Source organism: Polaromonas sp. JS666, from assembly GCF_000013865.1.
GTDB lineage: Bacteria > Pseudomonadota > Gammaproteobacteria > Burkholderiales > Burkholderiaceae_C > Polaromonas.
The window spans coordinates 3,341,560-3,359,309 of record NC_007948.1 but is presented as its reverse complement, the minus strand read 5'-3'; the positions used below and the strand labels follow the sequence as shown (position 1 = coordinate 3,359,309).

At 63.0% G+C, this 17,750-nt stretch carries 14 protein-coding genes; 3 read left to right on the top strand and 11 right to left on the bottom strand.

Annotated elements, in window-relative coordinates; all coding sequences use genetic code 11:
* Positions 1 to 13 precede the first annotated feature (13 nt).
* The 8 genes from BPRO_RS29635 to BPRO_RS15820 form a co-directional block, all read right to left on the bottom strand.
* Complete coding sequence (locus BPRO_RS29635; RefSeq protein ID WP_157045812.1) at positions 14 to 496, bottom strand: hypothetical protein; 483 nt, start codon at positions 494 to 496, stop codon at positions 14 to 16.
* Between the two features lie 56 nt (positions 497 to 552).
* Positions 553 to 1,326 carry an MBL fold metallo-hydrolase gene (locus tag BPRO_RS15850; RefSeq protein WP_041389920.1) on the bottom strand — a complete coding sequence of 258 codons (774 nt, stop codon included), beginning with the start codon at positions 1,324 to 1,326 and terminating at the stop codon, positions 553 to 555.
* Between the two features lie 38 nt (positions 1,327 to 1,364).
* Complete coding sequence (gene bamC / locus BPRO_RS15845; protein WP_011484080.1) at positions 1,365 to 2,516, bottom strand: outer membrane protein assembly factor BamC; 1,152 nt, start codon at positions 2,514 to 2,516, stop codon at positions 1,365 to 1,367.
* A gap of 17 nt (positions 2,517 to 2,533) precedes the next feature.
* A complete protein-coding gene (dapA, locus tag BPRO_RS15840; RefSeq protein WP_041388873.1) occupies positions 2,534 to 3,418 on the bottom strand; it encodes a 4-hydroxy-tetrahydrodipicolinate synthase in 885 nt (294 codons plus the stop codon).
* Between the two features lie 99 nt (positions 3,419 to 3,517).
* The gene (locus BPRO_RS15835; protein WP_011484078.1) at positions 3,518 to 4,141 is read right to left on the bottom strand and encodes a class I SAM-dependent methyltransferase; all 624 of its coding nucleotides are present in this window, start codon (positions 4,139 to 4,141) and stop codon (positions 3,518 to 3,520) included.
* 26 nt (positions 4,142 to 4,167) lie between these two features.
* Positions 4,168 to 4,980 carry an SDR family oxidoreductase gene (locus BPRO_RS15830; protein ID WP_011484077.1) on the bottom strand — a complete coding sequence of 271 codons (813 nt, stop codon included), beginning with the start codon at positions 4,978 to 4,980 and terminating at the stop codon, positions 4,168 to 4,170.
* Between the two features lie 218 nt (positions 4,981 to 5,198).
* A complete protein-coding gene (locus BPRO_RS15825) occupies positions 5,199 to 6,452 on the bottom strand; it encodes an MFS transporter (protein ID WP_011484076.1) in 1,254 nt (417 codons plus the stop codon).
* 129 nt (positions 6,453 to 6,581) lie between these two features.
* Positions 6,582 to 7,553, bottom strand: coding sequence for an IS1595 family transposase (locus BPRO_RS15820; RefSeq protein WP_011484045.1), 972 nt, complete (start codon positions 7,551 to 7,553; stop codon positions 6,582 to 6,584).
* 117 nt (positions 7,554 to 7,670) lie between these two features.
* Here BPRO_RS15820 and BPRO_RS15815 point away from each other — a divergent pair, with 117 nt between their 5' ends.
* The 3 genes from BPRO_RS15815 to parC all read left to right on the top strand — a co-directional run bounded on the left by BPRO_RS15815 (position 7,671) and on the right by parC (position 13,096).
* A complete protein-coding gene (locus BPRO_RS15815) occupies positions 7,671 to 9,650 on the top strand; it encodes a DNA topoisomerase IV subunit B (protein ID WP_011484074.1) in 1,980 nt (659 codons plus the stop codon).
* 65 nt (positions 9,651 to 9,715) lie between these two features.
* Positions 9,716 to 10,570, top strand: a complete 855-nt coding sequence (locus BPRO_RS15810; protein WP_011484073.1) for a lytic transglycosylase domain-containing protein — start codon at positions 9,716 to 9,718, stop codon at positions 10,568 to 10,570.
* 171 nt (positions 10,571 to 10,741) lie between these two features.
* Positions 10,742 to 13,096 (top strand): DNA topoisomerase IV subunit A, encoded by a 2,355-nt coding sequence (gene parC / locus BPRO_RS15805; protein ID WP_011484072.1) that lies wholly within the window; start codon positions 10,742 to 10,744, stop codon positions 13,094 to 13,096.
* Between the two features lie 27 nt (positions 13,097 to 13,123).
* Here the strand turns inward: parC and BPRO_RS15800 are convergent, their stop codons facing one another.
* From BPRO_RS15800 to BPRO_RS15790, 3 genes are all read right to left on the bottom strand, one after another.
* The gene (locus BPRO_RS15800) at positions 13,124 to 13,591 is read right to left on the bottom strand and encodes a RidA family protein (RefSeq protein WP_011484071.1); all 468 of its coding nucleotides are present in this window, start codon (positions 13,589 to 13,591) and stop codon (positions 13,124 to 13,126) included.
* 230 nt (positions 13,592 to 13,821) lie between these two features.
* On the bottom strand, positions 13,822 to 14,772 hold the full coding sequence (locus BPRO_RS15795; RefSeq protein WP_011484070.1) for a transglutaminase family protein: 951 nt from the start codon (positions 14,770 to 14,772) through the stop codon (positions 13,822 to 13,824).
* A gap of 59 nt (positions 14,773 to 14,831) precedes the next feature.
* Positions 14,832 to 17,654, bottom strand: a complete 2,823-nt coding sequence (locus BPRO_RS15790) for a circularly permuted type 2 ATP-grasp protein (RefSeq protein ID WP_041388871.1) — start codon at positions 17,652 to 17,654, stop codon at positions 14,832 to 14,834.
* Positions 17,655 to 17,750 lie beyond the last annotated feature (96 nt).

Genomic DNA, 17,750 nt, shown 5'->3' with positions numbered 1-17,750 from the left:
CGGTGTGTGGTTTTTACGGGTCTCCCGCCGGATTCCACGCGGCGTTTTGCCGGCTAAGGGTTTTCAGGCTTGCAATAACCGACATATAATTTATAGCTGGGTAGAAAGAGCTCGAGTCCTTTCCCCGGTCAAACACATAGCCTGAATTCAGGTTCGGCTTGCCTTTGACAGTTTCCGGAAATTGTTTTCTAAATTCATCAAGGATCGTAAAAATGAACAAGTCACTCGTTTTGGCAGCTATTGTTGCCGCTGTTGCTCTGGCTGCTTGCGGCAAAAAAGAAGAAGCTCCAGCGCCTGCGCCCGCACCAGTTGCCGCACCTGCTCCTGCAGCTGCCCCTGCTGCTGACGCCGCTTCGGCTGCCGCTGGCGCTGCTGACGCCGCTGCTGGTGCCGCTTCGGCTGCCGCTGGCGCTGCTTCTGCCGCAGACGCAGCGAAGAAGTAATCCTCTTCAGCGAGTTGAAAAAAGCCGCTGCAAGGCGGCTTTTTTTTGCTCATGATTTCCTGGAGGCTTGCCAAGACCCCGGGAATCGTTGCTTCGTCATGTTGCGTTGTCAGATCTGGAGCCAGCAGCTTCCGTCATCGGGTTTCGCAACGATGATGTCCTCTGGCGCGCACGACAAAGCCTCTGCCATTACGTCCTGAACCAGCGCAGGCCGGTTGTTTTGTGCGCTTAAATGGGCTGCCACCAGATGCTTGAGGCCGGGGTGCCGCACGGCGCGGGCGATGTCTGCCGCTGCGGCGTTGGCAAGGTGGCCGTACTGGCCGCCGACCCGTCGCTTCAGAAATGCGGGATAGGCCGATTGGGCCAGCATCTCGGTGTCGTGGTTGCACTCCAGCAGCAGCGCATCGCAGGCCTTCAGGTGCGCGATGACGTGTGCCGTCGCATGTCCCAGGTCCGTCAAAATTCCCAGCTTCGCCGAGCCATCGGTGCAGGTGAGTTGCAAGGGCTCCCTGGCATCATGCGGTACGGTGAAGGGGGTGAGCTGAAGTCCGCCAAGCTCAATGGTTTCACCATCTCTGGCCGTGCGGAGCAGGCCGTCAAAATCCGGTGAGCCGGTAGCGGCATGGGTGCCGTGGCTCATCCAGACGGGGATGCGGTAACGCAGGGACAGCGAACGCGCGCAACCAATGTGGTCGCCATGCTCGTGGGTAATGAAGACTGCGTCGATGTCTTCTGGTTGAAGCCCGGCCTGGCCCAGCCGGTACACGAGGTGCTTGAGCCCCAGCCCGCAGTCAATGAGCACCCGAAAGGGCAGCAGGCCCAAGGCCTCCACCAGTGTGGCATTGCCCGAACTGCCACTGCCCAGGCTTTTGAACCTCAGCACCAGTGCAGCAGGCAATGATGGAGCTGCAAACCGCGGCCTTATTTCAGGTCGTCGGCAATCACCTGAACAATGCGCTTGGCATTGGCGGACGATTCAGGCGCGCCCTGGGCATTGAGCACCGATACCGTGGTGCTTTCGCCCAGGCTCTTGACCGCAATGCGGTACTTCAGTGGCGCTGGCGCAGCCGGAGAGCCACTGAACAGTTTGCTGAAGAATCCGGGCTCGCTCTTGTTGGCGATGGGTTCGACATAGCGTACAAAATAGGTGCCCTGGCTGCGGTCGCGGTCTTCCACGGTGAAGCCGGTGCGGTCCAGTGCCAGGCCCACGCGACGCCAGGCGCGCTCGAAGCCTTCGTCGATCTGCACGACGGGAAGATTGTTCACGACGGTGGAGCGGGATGTCTGTTTCGTGGCGCCTGCTGCAATGAGGGTCTTGGACTGCTCCTGCGCCACGCCCAGTTTCACCATCAGGCGGCGCAGAAATTCAGCTTCCAGTTCCGGGTCGGCAGGGCGCGGTTGCCAGACTGTGCTGTCGCCTGTCACGGCATTTCCGCTCTTGGCGCCGGTGATCACCTCCACCATGCCGCGATGGCTGATGAAAATCTCGGTGCCGCCGTCTGGCCGGCGCTCCAGCCGGGTGCGGAACTTGTCGCGTTCGCCGGTGGAATAGGCGCCATCGAGAATTTTGCCCAGTGCGCTGCGAATGAAGTCCTGAGGCAGCTTCGCGCGATTTTCGGCAAAGTCCGTTTCCATGATGCCCAGGTTTTCCTGATCTTGAGCCAGCAAAAAGCCGCTTTCCAGCCAGAAGTCACGTACCGGTCCCCAGAGCTTGTCGGCAGGCCGGTTGATGACCAGCCAGCGCTGGGTGCCCGCGCGTTCCACCCGCACGTCACCCACTGCAGCGGCTGCTGTCGGTACGGTCTGGGGCGCGGCCTGGCCCACCTGGTAGCTGCTGGCGGTCACGGCTGTGCCTGGCACCACATAGCGGCTTTCACGGTTGAGCTGGGTCAGGTCGGGAGGAATATCCAGCGAGGGCGCTTTGGTCGCGCTCGATTTGTAATCGATGCGCTCGCCTTCCATGACGTCCCTGAGGGTGGAGCAGCCCGCAAGCAGACCCACGGCAACCAGTGCAGATATGGTTAGCGCGGTTTGGGCGGTTGCAAAGGCAGGGCGTTTTGGCAAGTTCTTCACGGGGGTTCCCTTAAAAATCAGATCAGGCCGCAGGCGCGCAGGGCGCCTTCCACGGCAGCTTCGTTGGAGGTGTCAAGCGGCGTCATCGGCAGCCGCAGCGTGCCGCCGCACAGTCCCATCCGGGCCATCGCCCACTTGACAGGAATCGGGTTGGCTTCGACAAAAAGGTTTCTGTGCAGAGGCAGCAGTTTGAACTGCAGTTCCATGGCCCGCCTGGCGTCTCCCGCTACAGCCGCCACGCACAACTCGTGCATCAGGCGTGGCGCGATGTTGGCCGTCACGCTGACGTTGCCTTGTCCACCGCACAGCATCAGCGCCACGGCGGTCGGATCATCACCCGAGTACACGGCAAACCCCTGGGGGACTTCCTTGATCAGCCACTGCGCGCGCTCGATGTTGCCGGTGGCTTCCTTGATGCCGACAATGCCGGGCACCTGGGCCAGGCGCAGCACGGTGGCATGCGCCATATCGGCTACGGTGCGGCCGGGCACGTTGTACAGCACGATGGGCAGGTCACCGACAGCCTCGGCGATCGCCTTGAAATGCCGGTACTGGCCTTCCTGGGTGGGCTTGTTGTAATAGGGGACGACTTGCAGCTGGCAGTCGGCGCCCACCTGCTTGGCAAACCTGGCGAGCTCGATCGCCTCGGCGGTGGAATTGGCGCCGCAGCCGGCCATGATGGGCACGCGCTTTTTCGCCTGCTCCACCGAGACGCGGATGATTTCGCAGTGCTCTTCGACGTTGACGGTCGGGGATTCGCCGGTGGTGCCGACCACGCCTATGCAGTCGGTCCCTTCGGCGATGTGCCAGTCCACCAGTTTGCGCAGGGTGGGGTAATCTACGCTGCCGTCATCATGCAAGGGTGTTGCCAGTGCAACGATGCTGCCAGTAATGGGTTTCATGTCTTGGTCTGTAGGTTCGCGGCCCTGGGAGTGGTCTGGAAACAATCGTGAAAAGTAGATTGCCGACCCGAAGAGCCAATCCTGCATTCTACCCAGAGGCTAGACCAGTCTGTAGCGTGGGGGGACTGGGGTGTGGGGTTGCAGGACCCCGGGCAAACCCGGATGGTTTTCGGGTTCGTGGATGGCGGCAATGCGCTGGACGAAGCGGGGCTGCAGTCCCTGCGGGCCTTCCTCAAAGCCGTCCTCGAAAGCGACCACCCGCAAGCCGCGGCAGATCTCCAGCAACTCACCGGGACGCAACAGAAAATCGGGACGGGAGGGTTTTCCCACGGTTTCATTGCCTTGCGTAAAAGTTTCGTAAATCAGGACACCGCCCGGCGCCAGGCTGCCAAGCAAGGTGGGCATCAGCGGGCGCCAGAGGTAGTTGGTGACCACCACCGCGTCAAATTGCCGGCCGGCAAAGGGCCAGGAGCCATTTTCAATATCCGCCACCACCGCTTCGCGGGCCTGCGCCGGAATTGCTATGGACTCAATAGCCTCCTGTGACCTGTCTACAAGGACGACGGGGTGATTTTGTTTATAAAACCAGCAGGCATGGCGGCCATAGCCGCAAGCCACATCGAGCACCACACCGCCGTCTGCCACCAGGTGCGACCAGCGCTGTACCCAGGCCGAGGCCGGCTCTGTGCCATGTGAACTGTGTTCCTTATGCGATGTGGTCATGTGTCAATGTGTTCAGCGAAACGTGGTCAATGAGGTTTTACCTCGTCCTTGAGGGCGGCCAGCGCCATCGACTCTACACGGGCTGGCGCCACCAGCTTGAGCCAGCGCCCCAGCCTGCCTTTGGCCGTCATCACCACCTCGCGGTCCCGCCGTGCCATGCCCTGCAGAATCAGTCCTGCGCATTCCTCAACGCTCATGGCCTGGTCTTCCTTCAGGCCGCTGGCGTCGGCAGGAGCACCCGCGGCATTGAAGCCGCGATACCGGGTCTGCGTAGCGACCACGCCGGGATAGACGGTCGTCACGCTGACGCCGGCACCTTTCAATTCCGCGCGCAGGGCCTCGAAGAAACCCGTCATGGCAAATTTGGTGGCGCTGTAGGCGGTCCGGCCCGGCACGCCAATCAGCCCGGCGAGGCTGGAGACGGCCACGATGGCCCCGCGGCTTTGCTTTAAATGAGGCAGAGCCGCATGGGTGCACCAGACGCTGCCCCAGAGGTTGATGCGCATCAGTTGCTCGTACCAGGCCAGGTCTTCGGCTTTGACGTCTTCAAAGAGCGCCTGCGCCGACCGACCGGCGTTATTGACCAGCGCGTCGATGCGGCCAAACCGGGCGACAGCGGCGGCGATCAGCTGCCGGCATTGGGCCTCGACCGAGACATCGGTTTTCACCACCAGCGTCTGGGCGCCATGCGCCGCACATTGCGCGGCGACTTCCGCGAGCAAGGCTTCGTTGCGCGCAGCCAGCACCAATGCCACGCCGGTGCGGTGCGTTTGCGCCAGTTGCCGCGCCATCTCCGCACCTATGCCATCGGACGCCCCGGTAATTACGATAGTTTTCATGGCTGCTTGTCCCCGTCGTGATTGGCTTCAGGTCTCAATGGCCTGTAAAACACCGCGGGCAAGCCTGAAGCAAGCCTGAAGCAAGCCTGAAGCAATCCTAGAAACAGGCCCAGACCTGATTGGCCAGCGTGAAGAGGAAATCAGGCCGTGTATAAAGGGAAAACACCCCAAGTGACGCGAGGATCGCGACGGTCCACAAGCCGATTTTCTTGGACACTTCATGCTCCCTGCGGTACGCCGGCGCGGGCAATCGGGGCTTCGCGCACCGGCAGGTTCACCAGCGCGGCAAATACGCCCAGCGCAATCGCGATGTACCAGACGATGTCGTAGCTGCCCGTACGGTCGTACAGGTAGCCGCCCAGCCAGACGCCCAGGAAGGAGCCGATCTGGTGGCTGAAGAAGATAAAGCCGCCCAGCATGGACATATGCTGGATGCCGAAGATTTGCGCCACCACCGCATTGGTGGGTGGGATGGTCGACAGCCACAACAGGCCCATCACGCTGGCAAAGATGTAAACGCTCATGGGGCTCAGCGGGGCGGCCAGGAACACGGCGATGACGATGGCCCGCGACAGGTAAATCGTCGCCAGGATTTTGCGTTTGGCGATCTTCTGCCCGAGCGAGCCGGCCAGGTAGGTGCCGAACACATTGAACAGGCCGATCAGCGCCAGCGCATAGCTGGCTACCTGCGGCGACAGGCCCTTGTCTTTGAGATAGCTGGGCATGTGCACGCCAATGAATACCACCTGGAAGCCGCAGACGAAATAGCCGGCCATCAGTAATTGAAAGCTCGGGTATTTGAAGGCTTCCCGCAGCGCCTGCCCGATGGTTTGCTCGCGTTTGACCGGCTTGCCGCTCGCAAAGCCGCTCTCATGCAGCCCCAGCGCCAGGGGCACGATCATCAAAACTGCAATGCTCAGGGCCAGCAGCGCTTCTTTCCAGCCCAGGCTACTGATCAGGAAGCCCTCGATGGGCACCATCAAAAACTGGCCAAACGAGCCTGCGGCCGCTGCCACGCCCATGGCCCAGGAGCGCTTGTCCGAGGAAATATTGCGCCCGATGACGCCGTAAATCACCGCGTAGGTTGTGCCCGCCTGCGCCGCGCCAATCAGCACCCCCGCGGTCAGCGTGAACAGCAGGCCCGTGGGCGACAGCGCCATGCCGACAAGGCCCAGGGCGTACAGCAGCGCGCCGCCCACAATCACCCGGAAAGCGCCAAAGCGGTCAGCCGCCATTCCGGCAAAGATGCCAAAAACACCCCAGGCCAGGTTCTGCACGGCAATGGCAAAAGCGAAGGTCTCGCGCGTCCAGCCCTGCGCCTGGGTGATGGGTTGAAGCCAGAGGCCGAAACCATGGCGTATGCCCATGGACAGCGTGACAATCGCCGCGCCGCAGGCCAGCACCTGGAGCATTGACAGGGTTTGGACGGAATAGGTCGCAGAATCGGAGGAAGGAGAGGGGTTGGAAGCCATGGGCAGACTGTAACGAAAATGTCCACGAGGTGCTGGCGGCCGGGCGGTGCGCCGCGAGGCGGAACCGTTCGACCCGGCGGGTTCGGTTAGTATGGCTGTATATTCATAAGGGGTATCCGCTTAGCTCCACTAGACCGATTCCACCATGTCCTGTGTTGTTCGGGTGATGTCCTGATAGGTCACGGGTTTCGTGACAACGGCTTGCTGCAGCAGCCGGTAAAACAGCATCCCGCGAGAGCCCGAAGTGCGGCGATTGAAGCGAAAGACAAACTCATCCAGGTAGGCATCCAGATGCTCGGGCTGGACCGAGCCATGGTGCGTGCCCAGGATCCAGCGCTTGACCAGTGAGGCCACCCGATGCACCCCTGCCATGGAGACATGGGCAGGAACATCCGAGCCCAGCATGACCGTGCGCTCATGGTCATAGCCCAGCTCGCTGAGCGAACGATAGGCGGCCGAGCCGTCAGTGCGAATCTGGGCGCCGGGCTCCACCGACTGCTGGACAAACGGCACCACGCATTCGTCAGAATCATTGGCGATGCGGTGCAGACGAATCCGGCCAAATCCTTTGGGCTGCAGTATCTCCACGGCCATCACCACCAGTACTTTGCTGGTGCGGCTCTTGCGACCCACGGCAGAGATGGGCTGCTGTCGGTCCGAGATGGCCAGGTAGGTTTCATCCACCTCGACCAGACCTTTCAGGCGTTCCCGATCCGGGCGCACCATGGCACAGCGAAAGCGGTGCAGCATGGTCCAGGCCGTCTGGTAGCTGCCCAGCCCCAACACCCGCTGCAAGCCTAGGGCGCTGACACCTTGCTTCTGGCTGGTGAGATACCACGCCGCCGCCAGCCATACCTTTAGCGGCGTACGGGTCTTGTCAAAGATGGTGCCCGAGGTCACGGTCGTCTGTCGCCCACAGTCCTGGCACATCAATCGCGTGCGGCTGGATCGGTATGGCGCCGCCATGCTGGCGCAATTTGGGCAGGCGAAGCCGTGCGGCCAGCGCAAGCGCTCCAGGTAAGACAGGCAAGCCTCCTCGGAGGAAAACCAATCGAGGAATTCGCTCCAGGTGCGGGGGTAGTCTTGGGCTGGAACTGGCATAATAACTGGGTATTTATCCAGTATATCCGACTCCACTGGAGCTAAGCGGATACCCCTTATATTCATACAGTTACTTTTGCGGCCCGGTCTACAATTGCCGCAATTTCCTCATCAGCCATGGCCGACAAACTATCTACCGCAAGCAACGAATATTCCGAAGGCTCCATCCGCGTGCTCAAGGGCCTGGAGCCCGTCAAGCAACGGCCGGGCATGTATACGCGCACCGACAACCCGCTGCACATCATCCAGGAGGTTCTGGACAACTCGGCTGATGAGGCGCTGGCCGGGTATGGCAAAAAGATCAAGGTCACGCTGCACACCGACGGCTCGGTGAGCGTGGAAGATGACGGCCGCGGCATCCCGTTTGGCCTGCACCCGGAAGAAAAAGCACCGGTGGTCGAGCTGGTGTTCACCCGCCTGCATGCCGGCGGCAAGTTCGACAAGGGCAAGGGCGGCGCTTATAGCTTCTCGGGTGGCCTGCACGGCGTGGGGGTGAGCGTCACCAACGCCTTGTCAAAACGGCTTGAAGTGATGTCTTACCGCGAAGGCATGGTCGCCCGGCTGGTGTTTTCAGGTGGCGATGTCATTGAAAAACTGCAGTTGCGCAAGGCTGCTGAAGGCGACCGCAAGTGCGGTACTTCCGTGCGTGCCTGGCCGGACGCCAAATACTTCGAGTCTGCCGCTCTGCCCATGGCCGAGTTGACGCATTTGCTGCGCAGCAAGGCCGTGTTGATGCCCGGCGTGACTGTCACGCTGACCAACGAGAAGACCAAAGAAACGCAGACCTGGGCCTACAAAGGCGGCCTGCGCGACTACCTGATGCAGACCCTCACTGCCGATCCGGTGATTCCGATGTTTGAAGGCGAGGGCTTTGCCGATGCCTCGCACGACAGTTTTGCCGAGGGTGAGGGCGCCCAGTGGTGTGTGGCCTTTACCGAAGACGGTCAGCCCATGCGCGAAAGCTACGTCAACCTGATCCCGACCAGTGCCGGCGGTACGCACGAGAGCGGGCTGCGCGATGGCTTGTTCACTGCTGTCAAGAGCTTTATCGATTTGCATTCGTTGCTACCCAAGGGCGTCAAGTTGCTGCCCGAGGATGTGTTTGCCCGGGCCAGCTATGTGCTTTCCGCCAAGGTGCTGGACCCGCAGTTTCAGGGTCAGATCAAGGAACGCCTGAACTCGCGCGATGCGGTGCGGCTGGTGTCGAGCTTTGTGCGCCCCACGCTGGAGCTGTGGCTGAACCAGCATGTCGACTACGGAAGAAAGCTGGCCGAACTCGCCATCAAGGCTGCGCAAACCCGCCAGAAGGCTGGCCAGAAGGTTGAAAAACGCAAGGGCTCCGGCGTGGCCGTGCTGCCGGGCAAGCTGACCGATTGTGAAAGCAAGGACCTGGCACACAACGAGGTCTTCCTGGTCGAGGGCGACTCGGCGGGCGGCAGTGCCAAGATGGGGCGCGACAAGGAAAGCCAGGCCATCCTGCCGCTGCGCGGCAAGGTGCTCAACACCTGGGAGGTCGAGCGTGACCGGCTGTTCGCCAACACGGAAATCCACGATATTGCCGTGGCCATCGGGGTCGATCCGCATGGCCCCCATGACAAGCCGGACCTGAGCGGCCTGCGCTACGGCAAGGTCTGCATCCTCAGCGACGCCGACGTTGACGGCTCGCATATCCAGGTGCTGCTTTTGACCCTCTTTTTTCGCCACTTCCCCAAACTGATTGAAGCTGGTAATGTGTATGTGGCGCGCCCGCCGCTGTTTCGGGTGGATGCGCCGGCCCGCGGCAAGAAGCCGGCGTCCAAGGTGTATGCCCTGGACGAAGGTGAATTGACCGCCATATTGGACAAGTTGCGCAAGGACGGCGTGCGAGAGAACGCCTGGAGCATCAGCCGCTTCAAGGGGCTGGGCGAAATGAGTGCGGAACAGTTGTGGGAAACCACGCTCAACCCGGACACCCGGCGCCTATTGCCCGTGCAGTTGGGCAACTTTGATTTTCTGCAAACCGAGAGCCTGATCACCAAGCTGATGGGTAAAGGCGAGGCTGCGGCGCGGCGCGAACTGATGGAGTTGCACGGCGATGCCGTGGAGATTGATATTTGATGAATTTCCCCCTGAAGTTGTTTTCACTTTTGCACCTGGCATCGGCATCCCGCGCGTTGGCGGGGATGCGGGCGCCGCGTAGCCCTGCCCGCTGGCGCGCGCTGCTGTTGCCCATGCTGGTCATGATGCTTGCGGGTTTGCACGTCACTCCGGCCCGTGCCGATATCTGGGGCTATGTAGATGCCGGGGGCGTTGCCCACTTTTCGGCGATACGGCTGGATGAGCGCTATGAGCTTTTCTTTCGCGGGGCTGAAAGCTTCAGCGCAGGCAACGATGTTGCCAAAAGCGGCAAGGCAGTCGGCAACGGTGCCAACCGGGCTACCGGCGTGGCCGCTGCGCCGCCCAAGCTGCTCGCCTATTTTGATGTGTCTCCCAACTACAAGGCCGTCAAGCACCTGCTGCGCGAAGCTTCCGTCAAGCATGGCATTGACTACGAACTGCTGCAGGCCCTGATCGCCACCGAATCGGGCTTTGACACCCAGGCCGTCTCGCCCAAAGGCGCGGTGGGGCTGATGCAGCTGATCCCGCCGACGGCGGAACGCTATGGCGTCAGGGCCGACAAAAATTCCCCGATCCAGAAAAAGCTGACCGACCCCAAGACGAACATTCGGGCGGGTTCAAGCTACCTGAGCGACCTGATTGCCATGTTCCCCGGCCAGCTGGAGCTGGCTGTTGCCGCCTATAACGCCGGCGAGGGTGCCGTGCAGCGAGCCGGTAACAAGATTCCCAATTACCCTGAAACCAAAAACTACGTCAAGACCGTGATGCAGCTCTATAACCACCTTAAGCCGCCCAGCATGATGGCGTCGCCCGGCCGGGTTCGCATGGAAATGATGGGCGGCGCAACCGGCCGCAGCAACATGGTGCCGCCCACAGTGGTGTCCACCGCCACGCCAGAGGTCCAGCCCGAGCAGAACTGACGTCACAATGCGCCTTGTGTTCAGCCCGGGAATGTTTGCGCGGGATGTGCCACCCACCAGCCCGGCGGCCTGAAAAACGGCTCCCCCTGCATTTCTTTGTAGCCCTGTGCCGGCCGCACCAGTGTGTACCGGCATGCGTAACTCCACCTTACCAGCCAAGTCAAATTCAAGATGGATCTCTTTACACCGGACGCAGTAGCCCCGATCCCCGAACCTGCTGACCAGGACTCGCTCGCCGCCTATGCGCAGCGCGCCTACCTGGAATACGCGCTGAGCGTTGTCAAGGGCAGGGCGCTGCCCGACGTGTGCGATGGCCAGAAGCCCGTGCAGCGGCGCATTTTGTACAGCATGGCGCGCATGGGCCTGGGCTTTGGCGGCGCCAATGGTGCAAGCGGGGCCAAGCCGGTCAAGAGCGCGCGCGTCGTCGGCGACGTGCTCGGCAAATACCATCCGCACGGCGACCAGGCGGCTTACGACGCGATGGTGCGCATGGCGCAGGACTTCAGCCAGCGTTACCCGCTGGTCGACGGCCAGGGCAATTTCGGCTCGCGCGACGGCGACGGGGCGGCGGCCATGCGTTATACCGAGGCTCGGCTGGCGCGCATCACAACCTTGTTGCTCGACGAACTCGACGAAGGCACGGTCGACTTTGCGCCGAATTACGATGGCTCGTTCGAAGAGCCGCGCCAGTTGCCGGCGCGCCTGCCGTTCACGCTGCTTAACGGCGCCAGCGGCATTGCCGTGGGCCTGGCCACCGAGATTCCCAGCCACAACCTGCGCGAAGTGGCCGACGCCTGCGTCGCCCTGATCAAGACGCCCAGGCTCAGCGATGAAGAGCTGTACACGCTGATCGCCGGTCCCGACTACCCGGGCGGCGGACAGATCATTTCCAGCACGGCGGAAATTGCGGCGGCCTACAGCACCGGCCGGGGTTCTCTCAAGGTACGCGCGCGCTGGAAGATTGAGGACCTGGCCCGCGGCCAGTGGCAGCTGGTGGTGCAGGAGTTGCCTCCCGGCGTCAGCACCCAGCGCGTGCTGGAAGAGATTGAAGAGCTGACCAATCCCAAGATCAAGGCCGGCAAAAAGGCCTTGAGCCAGGAGCAGGTGCAGCTCAAGCAGACCGTGCTGTCGGTGCTCGATGTGGTGCGCGATGAGTCCAGCAAGGACGCCGCGGTGCGCCTGGTGTTCGAGCCCAAGACCAGCAGAATCGGGCAGTCCGAGCTCATCAATACCTTGCTGGCGCACACCAGCCTGGAGAGCTCTGCCTCCATCAACCTGACCATGGTCGGGCTCGACGGCAAGCCGACGCAAAAGACGCTGCGGCAGATGCTGGGCGAGTGGATCGAGTTCCGCCAGGCCACGGTGCAACGGCGCTCGCAGCACCGGCTCGATAAGGTCCTCGACCGCATTCACATCCTCGAGGGACGGCAGCTGGTGCTGCTCAACATCGATGAGGTAATTGCCATCATCCGCCAGTCGGACGAACCCAAGGCCGCGCTGATCGCCCGCTTCTCGTTAAGCGAGCGGCAGGCCGAAGACATCCTCGAAATCCGCCTGCGCCAGCTGGCGCGGCTTGAGGCCATCAAGATCGAGCAAGAGCTCAAAACCCTGCGCGAAGAGCAGGGCAAGCTCGAGGAAATCCTGGGCAGCCCGGCGGCGCTTCGCCGGCTGCTGGTCAAGGAAATTGAAGCGGACGCCAAACAGTTTGCCGACCCGCGCCGCACGCTGATCCAGGCCGAGAAAAAGGCTGTGCTCGAAGTCAAGGTGCTGGACGAGCCGGTCACGGTGGTGGTGAGCGCCAAGGGCTGGGTGCGCGCCCGCTCGGGCCACGGCCACGACGCTGCAAGCTTTGCCTTCAAGGCGGGCGACGGCCTGTACGCCACGTTCGAATGCCGTACCGTCGATACCCTGCTGGCCTTTGGCTCACGCGGCCGTATTTACTCTGTCCCGGTGGCGTCCCTGCCGGGCGCGCGCGGTGACGGGCAGCCGCTCACGACGCTGATCGACCTGGAGTCCGGCACGCAGTTGGTGCATTACTTTGCGGGTCCTGCCAACGCAACGCTGCTCCTCAGCGCCAGCGGCGGCTACGGTTTTCTTGCCACGGTTGAAAACATGACCTCACGCCTGAAGGCCGGCAAGGCCTTCATCAGTTGCGCGGAGGGCGAAACCGTGTGCCGGCCATCGCACGTCTCGGGCGGAACGGGCGCGACCCCGCTCAACCCGGCTACGCATGTGGCCTGCGCCTCGACGGGTGGCCGCATCCTTACCTTCGAGATTGCCGAACTCAAACTTCAGGCGGCCGGTGGACGCGGCTTGATGCTGCTGGACCTGGATGCCAAGGACACGCTGGCCGGCGCAGCGGCCTACACCCGCAGCGTGAAGATCGAAGGCATCGGGCGCGGTGGCAAGGCGCGGGAGGAGACTCTGGAGATCCGTAGCCTGAACAATGCCCGTGCGGCGCGTGCCCGCAAAGGCAAGGCGGCCGACCTGGGCTTCAAACCGACGGGTATTGTCCGGGTGGAATAAGTCTTGCTGTGGGGCGCCTGAGTGAGCTCAGGCCACCTCGGCAATCAGCTCGATCTCAACGCAGGCGCCCATCGGGATTTGTGCCACGCCGAAAGCGCTGCGGGCGTGTTTGCCGGCATCGCCAAACACTTCTCCCAGCAATTCACTCGCGCCGTTGGTGACCAGGTGCTGCTCGGTGAAGTCGCTGGTCGAGTTGACCAGGCTCATGAGCTTGACGATGCGCTTGACCTTGCCCAGGCCGACGGCCGCTTCCAGCGTGCCCATCAGGTCGATGGCAACGGCGCGTGCCGCGGCCTTGCCTTCCTCGGTGCTCAGGTTTTTGCCCAACTGGCCGACGATGACCTTGCCGTCTTTTTTGGCAAGGTGGCCGCTCAGGAACACCAGGTTGCCGGTTTGTACAAAGGGCAGATAGGCTGCGGCAGGGACGGCCACGGCAGGCAGCGTGATGTTCAGGGCTTTGAGCTTGTCGTGGGCATTGTGCGGGGTGGTACTCATGGTGTTCTCCGGGGGATGGAATGTGCAGGGGGTGAAGTTTTCAGGGATGAAACGTGCCAGCTGCCGCATGAAAGCAGGCGTCGATTGCTGCTAAAACGATAGCAATATTACCTGCGGCTGCAGCCTGCCGCTGTTTTTTTATCTTAGCGCAGGATGCCGATGAAGCCGGCCAGGGCCTGTTCACCCTAAAACGCACTCCCGTTGTAGGGTGAACAGGCCCTGATCAGCGGTCAATCTGCCTGATGGATGGCGTCGCCCTGTATGGCGCGCAGTTCATCGGGCGTCAGCGGTTTCACCGTGACGGCTACGTCCAGGATGTGCTGCGCGCCGCCCCGGATCACGCCGCGCATGGGCGACACATCCAGAAAATCGCGGCCGGTGGCCAGCGTCACGTAGTCCTCACCTGGCGCCCGGTTGTTGGTGGGGTCAAAGTCCAGCCACTGGCCCACGCCAGGGCAGTAGACCGAGGCCCAGGCATGCGAGGCGTCGCTGCCAATCAGGCGCGGCTGGCCGGGCGGAGGTGTGGTGAGCAGGTAGCCGCTGACGTAACGCGCCGGCAGTCCCATGGCGCGGCAGCAGGCCACCATGATGTGCGCAAAATCCTGGCACACTCCCTTGCGCTGCTCAAGCGCCTCCACAGCGGGCGTGCTCACCTCGGTGCTTTCGCTCTCATAGGTCATGGTGGTGTGAATGCGTGTCATGAGGTCGCGCGCGGCCTCGGGCAGTGGCCTGCCCGGCATGAAACTCGGACGCGCAAACTCGGTAAATGCCTCGTTCAGTGGCACATACGGTGAGGCAAACAGGAACTCCGAGGCGCTGTCGTAGGCTGCTCCGGCGCGATAGCGGAACTGGTCGCGGACCTGCTCCCAGGGCATGTCGGCCCGCGCGCCTGGCGATGCGAACAGGAGGGACTGCAGCGGATTGGCCGTCGAGGTGGAGACAACGCTGTCGGCCACGACCGTCAGCCGGTCATGCGCCGCCTGCAATGAAAAATAGCTGCGGGAATTGCCGTACACGTCCACGGTCTCGCGCAATTGAACGGGGGCCGGATCGATGCGCAATGCGTAGTGCAGCAGCGTTTGCCCGCCGCGGCTGGCCGGCTTGAGGTGCACCACATGGTGTGCGTTTTCAACCGCAGGTGTATAGCGGTAGCTGGTTTCGTGGACGACGTGGAGCAGCACGGGATCGGGGTTTGTTGGAACGGAAAGGAAAGGAGAGAAAGGGGGAAAGGGGGGGCGGCCTATGCGCCCAGGCTTTGGCTGCCCGATGCGGCGTGGCTGAAATAACGCCGGCTGATGGTATCCGAGAGTTCCAGCGCTTCGGTGCAGCACTGCTCCAGCAGTCCGATGAGCGGCGCCCACGCAGGGGCATCGCCGCAGGCTTCAGTGGTTGCGCCCTCGGCCCCCTCAACGTTGCCGCACAGGTCGGCGAGCACCCAGTTGCCCGGTTCGGGCAAATCCTCGGCGAGGTCGGGTAACTCGACCGGCGTGCTGCTGGCCAGTTTGGCCAGGCGCCCGCGCAGGGCCTGCACCACCCAGCCCAGCGAGCGCGGGTTGTCGAGGTCCAGCACCAGCAGGTCGAGCAGGGCGGGAATGTCGCGTCGCTGCTGATACTGCGCATGAAAGCTGATGGTGCTGTCAAACAGGGACACGATGGCGCCAAAGCCACCCTCCTCGAAGACGGACCCGGTTTCAAAGCCATGCACCAGCGCGGCGGCCAGCGTATAGAGCCGCTCGAGCATCCTGCCTATGCTCAGCAGCCGCCAGCCGTCGTCGCGCGTCATGCGGTCGGTCTGCGCGCCCGTCATGGCGGCCAGGAAGCCGCTGAGGGATTCAAGGGCCCTGAGCGCCTCGACCGAGGAATATTCCGACGCGTGATGGACCCCATTCAAATGGCCTTGCTGCTGGCTCTGTGAACCGGCGCCGCTGAATGCCTTGCAATGATGAAAGAAGTCGGCCTCCGTGCGCACGATCACGTGCCACTGTTCCTGCGACAGGCGCTCGCGCACGGCCGAGGCAGCACTCTTGAGGGCTCGCAGGTTGTAGCCCACGCTGGCGGCCTGCTCGGTGTCGGCCAGGCTGGCGATCAGGGCGCGTTCAAAGACGCGCCGGGCTTGCGTCGCCGGTGGCACGGTGTCGAGCACCAGGGCATTGCTCACGGCCATGCGGGTCAGCCAGTCCAGCAGTGGTTGCGAAGTCTGGTCTTCGCCGCCCAGGCACTGCAGCGTTAACTGGGCCAGCCGTGTGGAGTTCTCGGCGCGCTCGGTGTAGCGGCCCAGCCAGAACAGGTTTTCGGCCGCCCGGCTGGTCACGGGTGGGCGGTGGCGCAAGGGTACCGTGGCCCAAGCCGGGGCGGGGTGCTCGGAGCGGTGCACCGCTGCGGTGTCGGCCGGGGTGGCTTGGGTTGAGCTTGTACCCGAGGGCTTGCCGAGCACCCAGACGTCGGCACTGCTGCCGCCGTGCTGCATGGAGGCCATGTTTTCGTTTTTGCCGGCGAGCCGTGCCAGGCCGCCGGGCAGCACCTGCCAGGAACCCGCGCCGTCGGCGACCGCAAAGACACGGAGCATGGTCGAACGCGGGGCCATTCTTTCACCCTGCCAGGTGGGTGTCTGCGACAGCGGCAGGTAGGACTGCACGGTGTAATCCTCGCCGCGCCGGACAATGCGGCCGGCCCATTCGTCGAGTTCGCGGCGGGACAGGGTGTGCCCGATGACGGAGGCCATACCCGAGCCGGCATGGGTGGGCTTGATCACGCAGTCCTTGAGCTGGCTCAGCACGTCCTGCATGACGGCCTGCTCGCCACACCACCAGGTGGCCAGCGAAGGCAGGGCCAGTGTTTCACCGAGCAGGTGCTGCGAGAGCGCCGGCAGGAATCCGAGCAGGGCGCTGGACTCCAGAAAGGCCGAGCCCGGGGTGTTGACCACCAGCACATTGCCCGCACGAATGACCTGCAGCAGGCCGGGCACGCCCAGGGTGGAGTCGGAACGCAACTCCAGCGGGTCCAGGAATTCATCGTCGAGCCGCTTGAGCAGGCCATGCACAGGCTCCAGGCCGCGCAGGGTTTTGAGGTACAGCTTGTCGTCGCGTACCAGCAGGTCGTTGCCCTCGACCAGCGTCAGCCCCAGAAAGCGGGCCAGGTAGGCGTGCTCGAAATAGGTTTCGTTGTAGGGGCCCGGCGTCAGCAGAACCACCCGGCTTTCCTCGTTGCCCTCATTGGCGGGGCTCATCGCCTTGAGCCCGTCCACCAGGGCCTTGTACGAGGCGGCCAGCCGCTGCACCTTCATCTCCCGAAAGGCTTCCGGAAACAGCAGGGAGATGGTCAGCCGGTTTTCCAGTAGGTAGCCCAGGCCCGAGGGCGCCTGCGTGCGTTGGGACACCACCGACCAACGCCCATCCGGGCCGTGGCCGATGTCGAAGGCCGCGATGTGCAGGTGGGTACCACCAGCGGGCTTGACGCCCTGCATGCCGCGCAGGTAGCCGGGGTTGCCGTGCACCAGCGCGCTGGGCAGCAAGCCCTTTGAAAGCAGTTCCTGCGGGCCGTAGATGTCGGCCATGATGCGGTCCAGCAATCGGGCGCGTTGCTGGATGCCGGCTTCAATCACGGCCCAGTCCGCAGCCGAGACCATCATCGGGAAGAGGTCGAGCGACCAGGGCCGCTGCGGCCCGTTGGCATCGGCGTAAACGTTGTAGGTCACGCCGTTGTCGCGGATCTGGCGCCGCAGGTTGGCGGTGCGGTGGTTCAGGTCGTAAAAACCGTCCGTCCTGAGGAAATCAAAGAAAGCGGTCCAGTCGGCTGACAACGGCCTGTCTTCCGGAGCCGGCCTGGCCGCCCCCTGGCTGGCCTGCGCCGCTACTGCTGCTGCACCGCGGCCCTGGGACGCCCCGGCAAGTTGTAACTGCGTGACACCGGGAACGGCTGGCTCTGGAATGGCCGGACCGCGCGACACGCCACCGCGTAACTCGTCAAAATGCCCGGGCGCAGCCGCGGGCGCCAGCGCAGAAGCCAGCGTGCACGGCTCGTCCAGCGCCTGGGCGGCAAAAAGTGACGGAGTGTTATTTTCCACGGCACCAAGTATGCATCCGGCCCATCCCGCACGGGTTCAAAGCGGTCGCCAGCTGCCGGTAAACCGCTGATTTTTTGGCCGAATTGTGTAAATGTT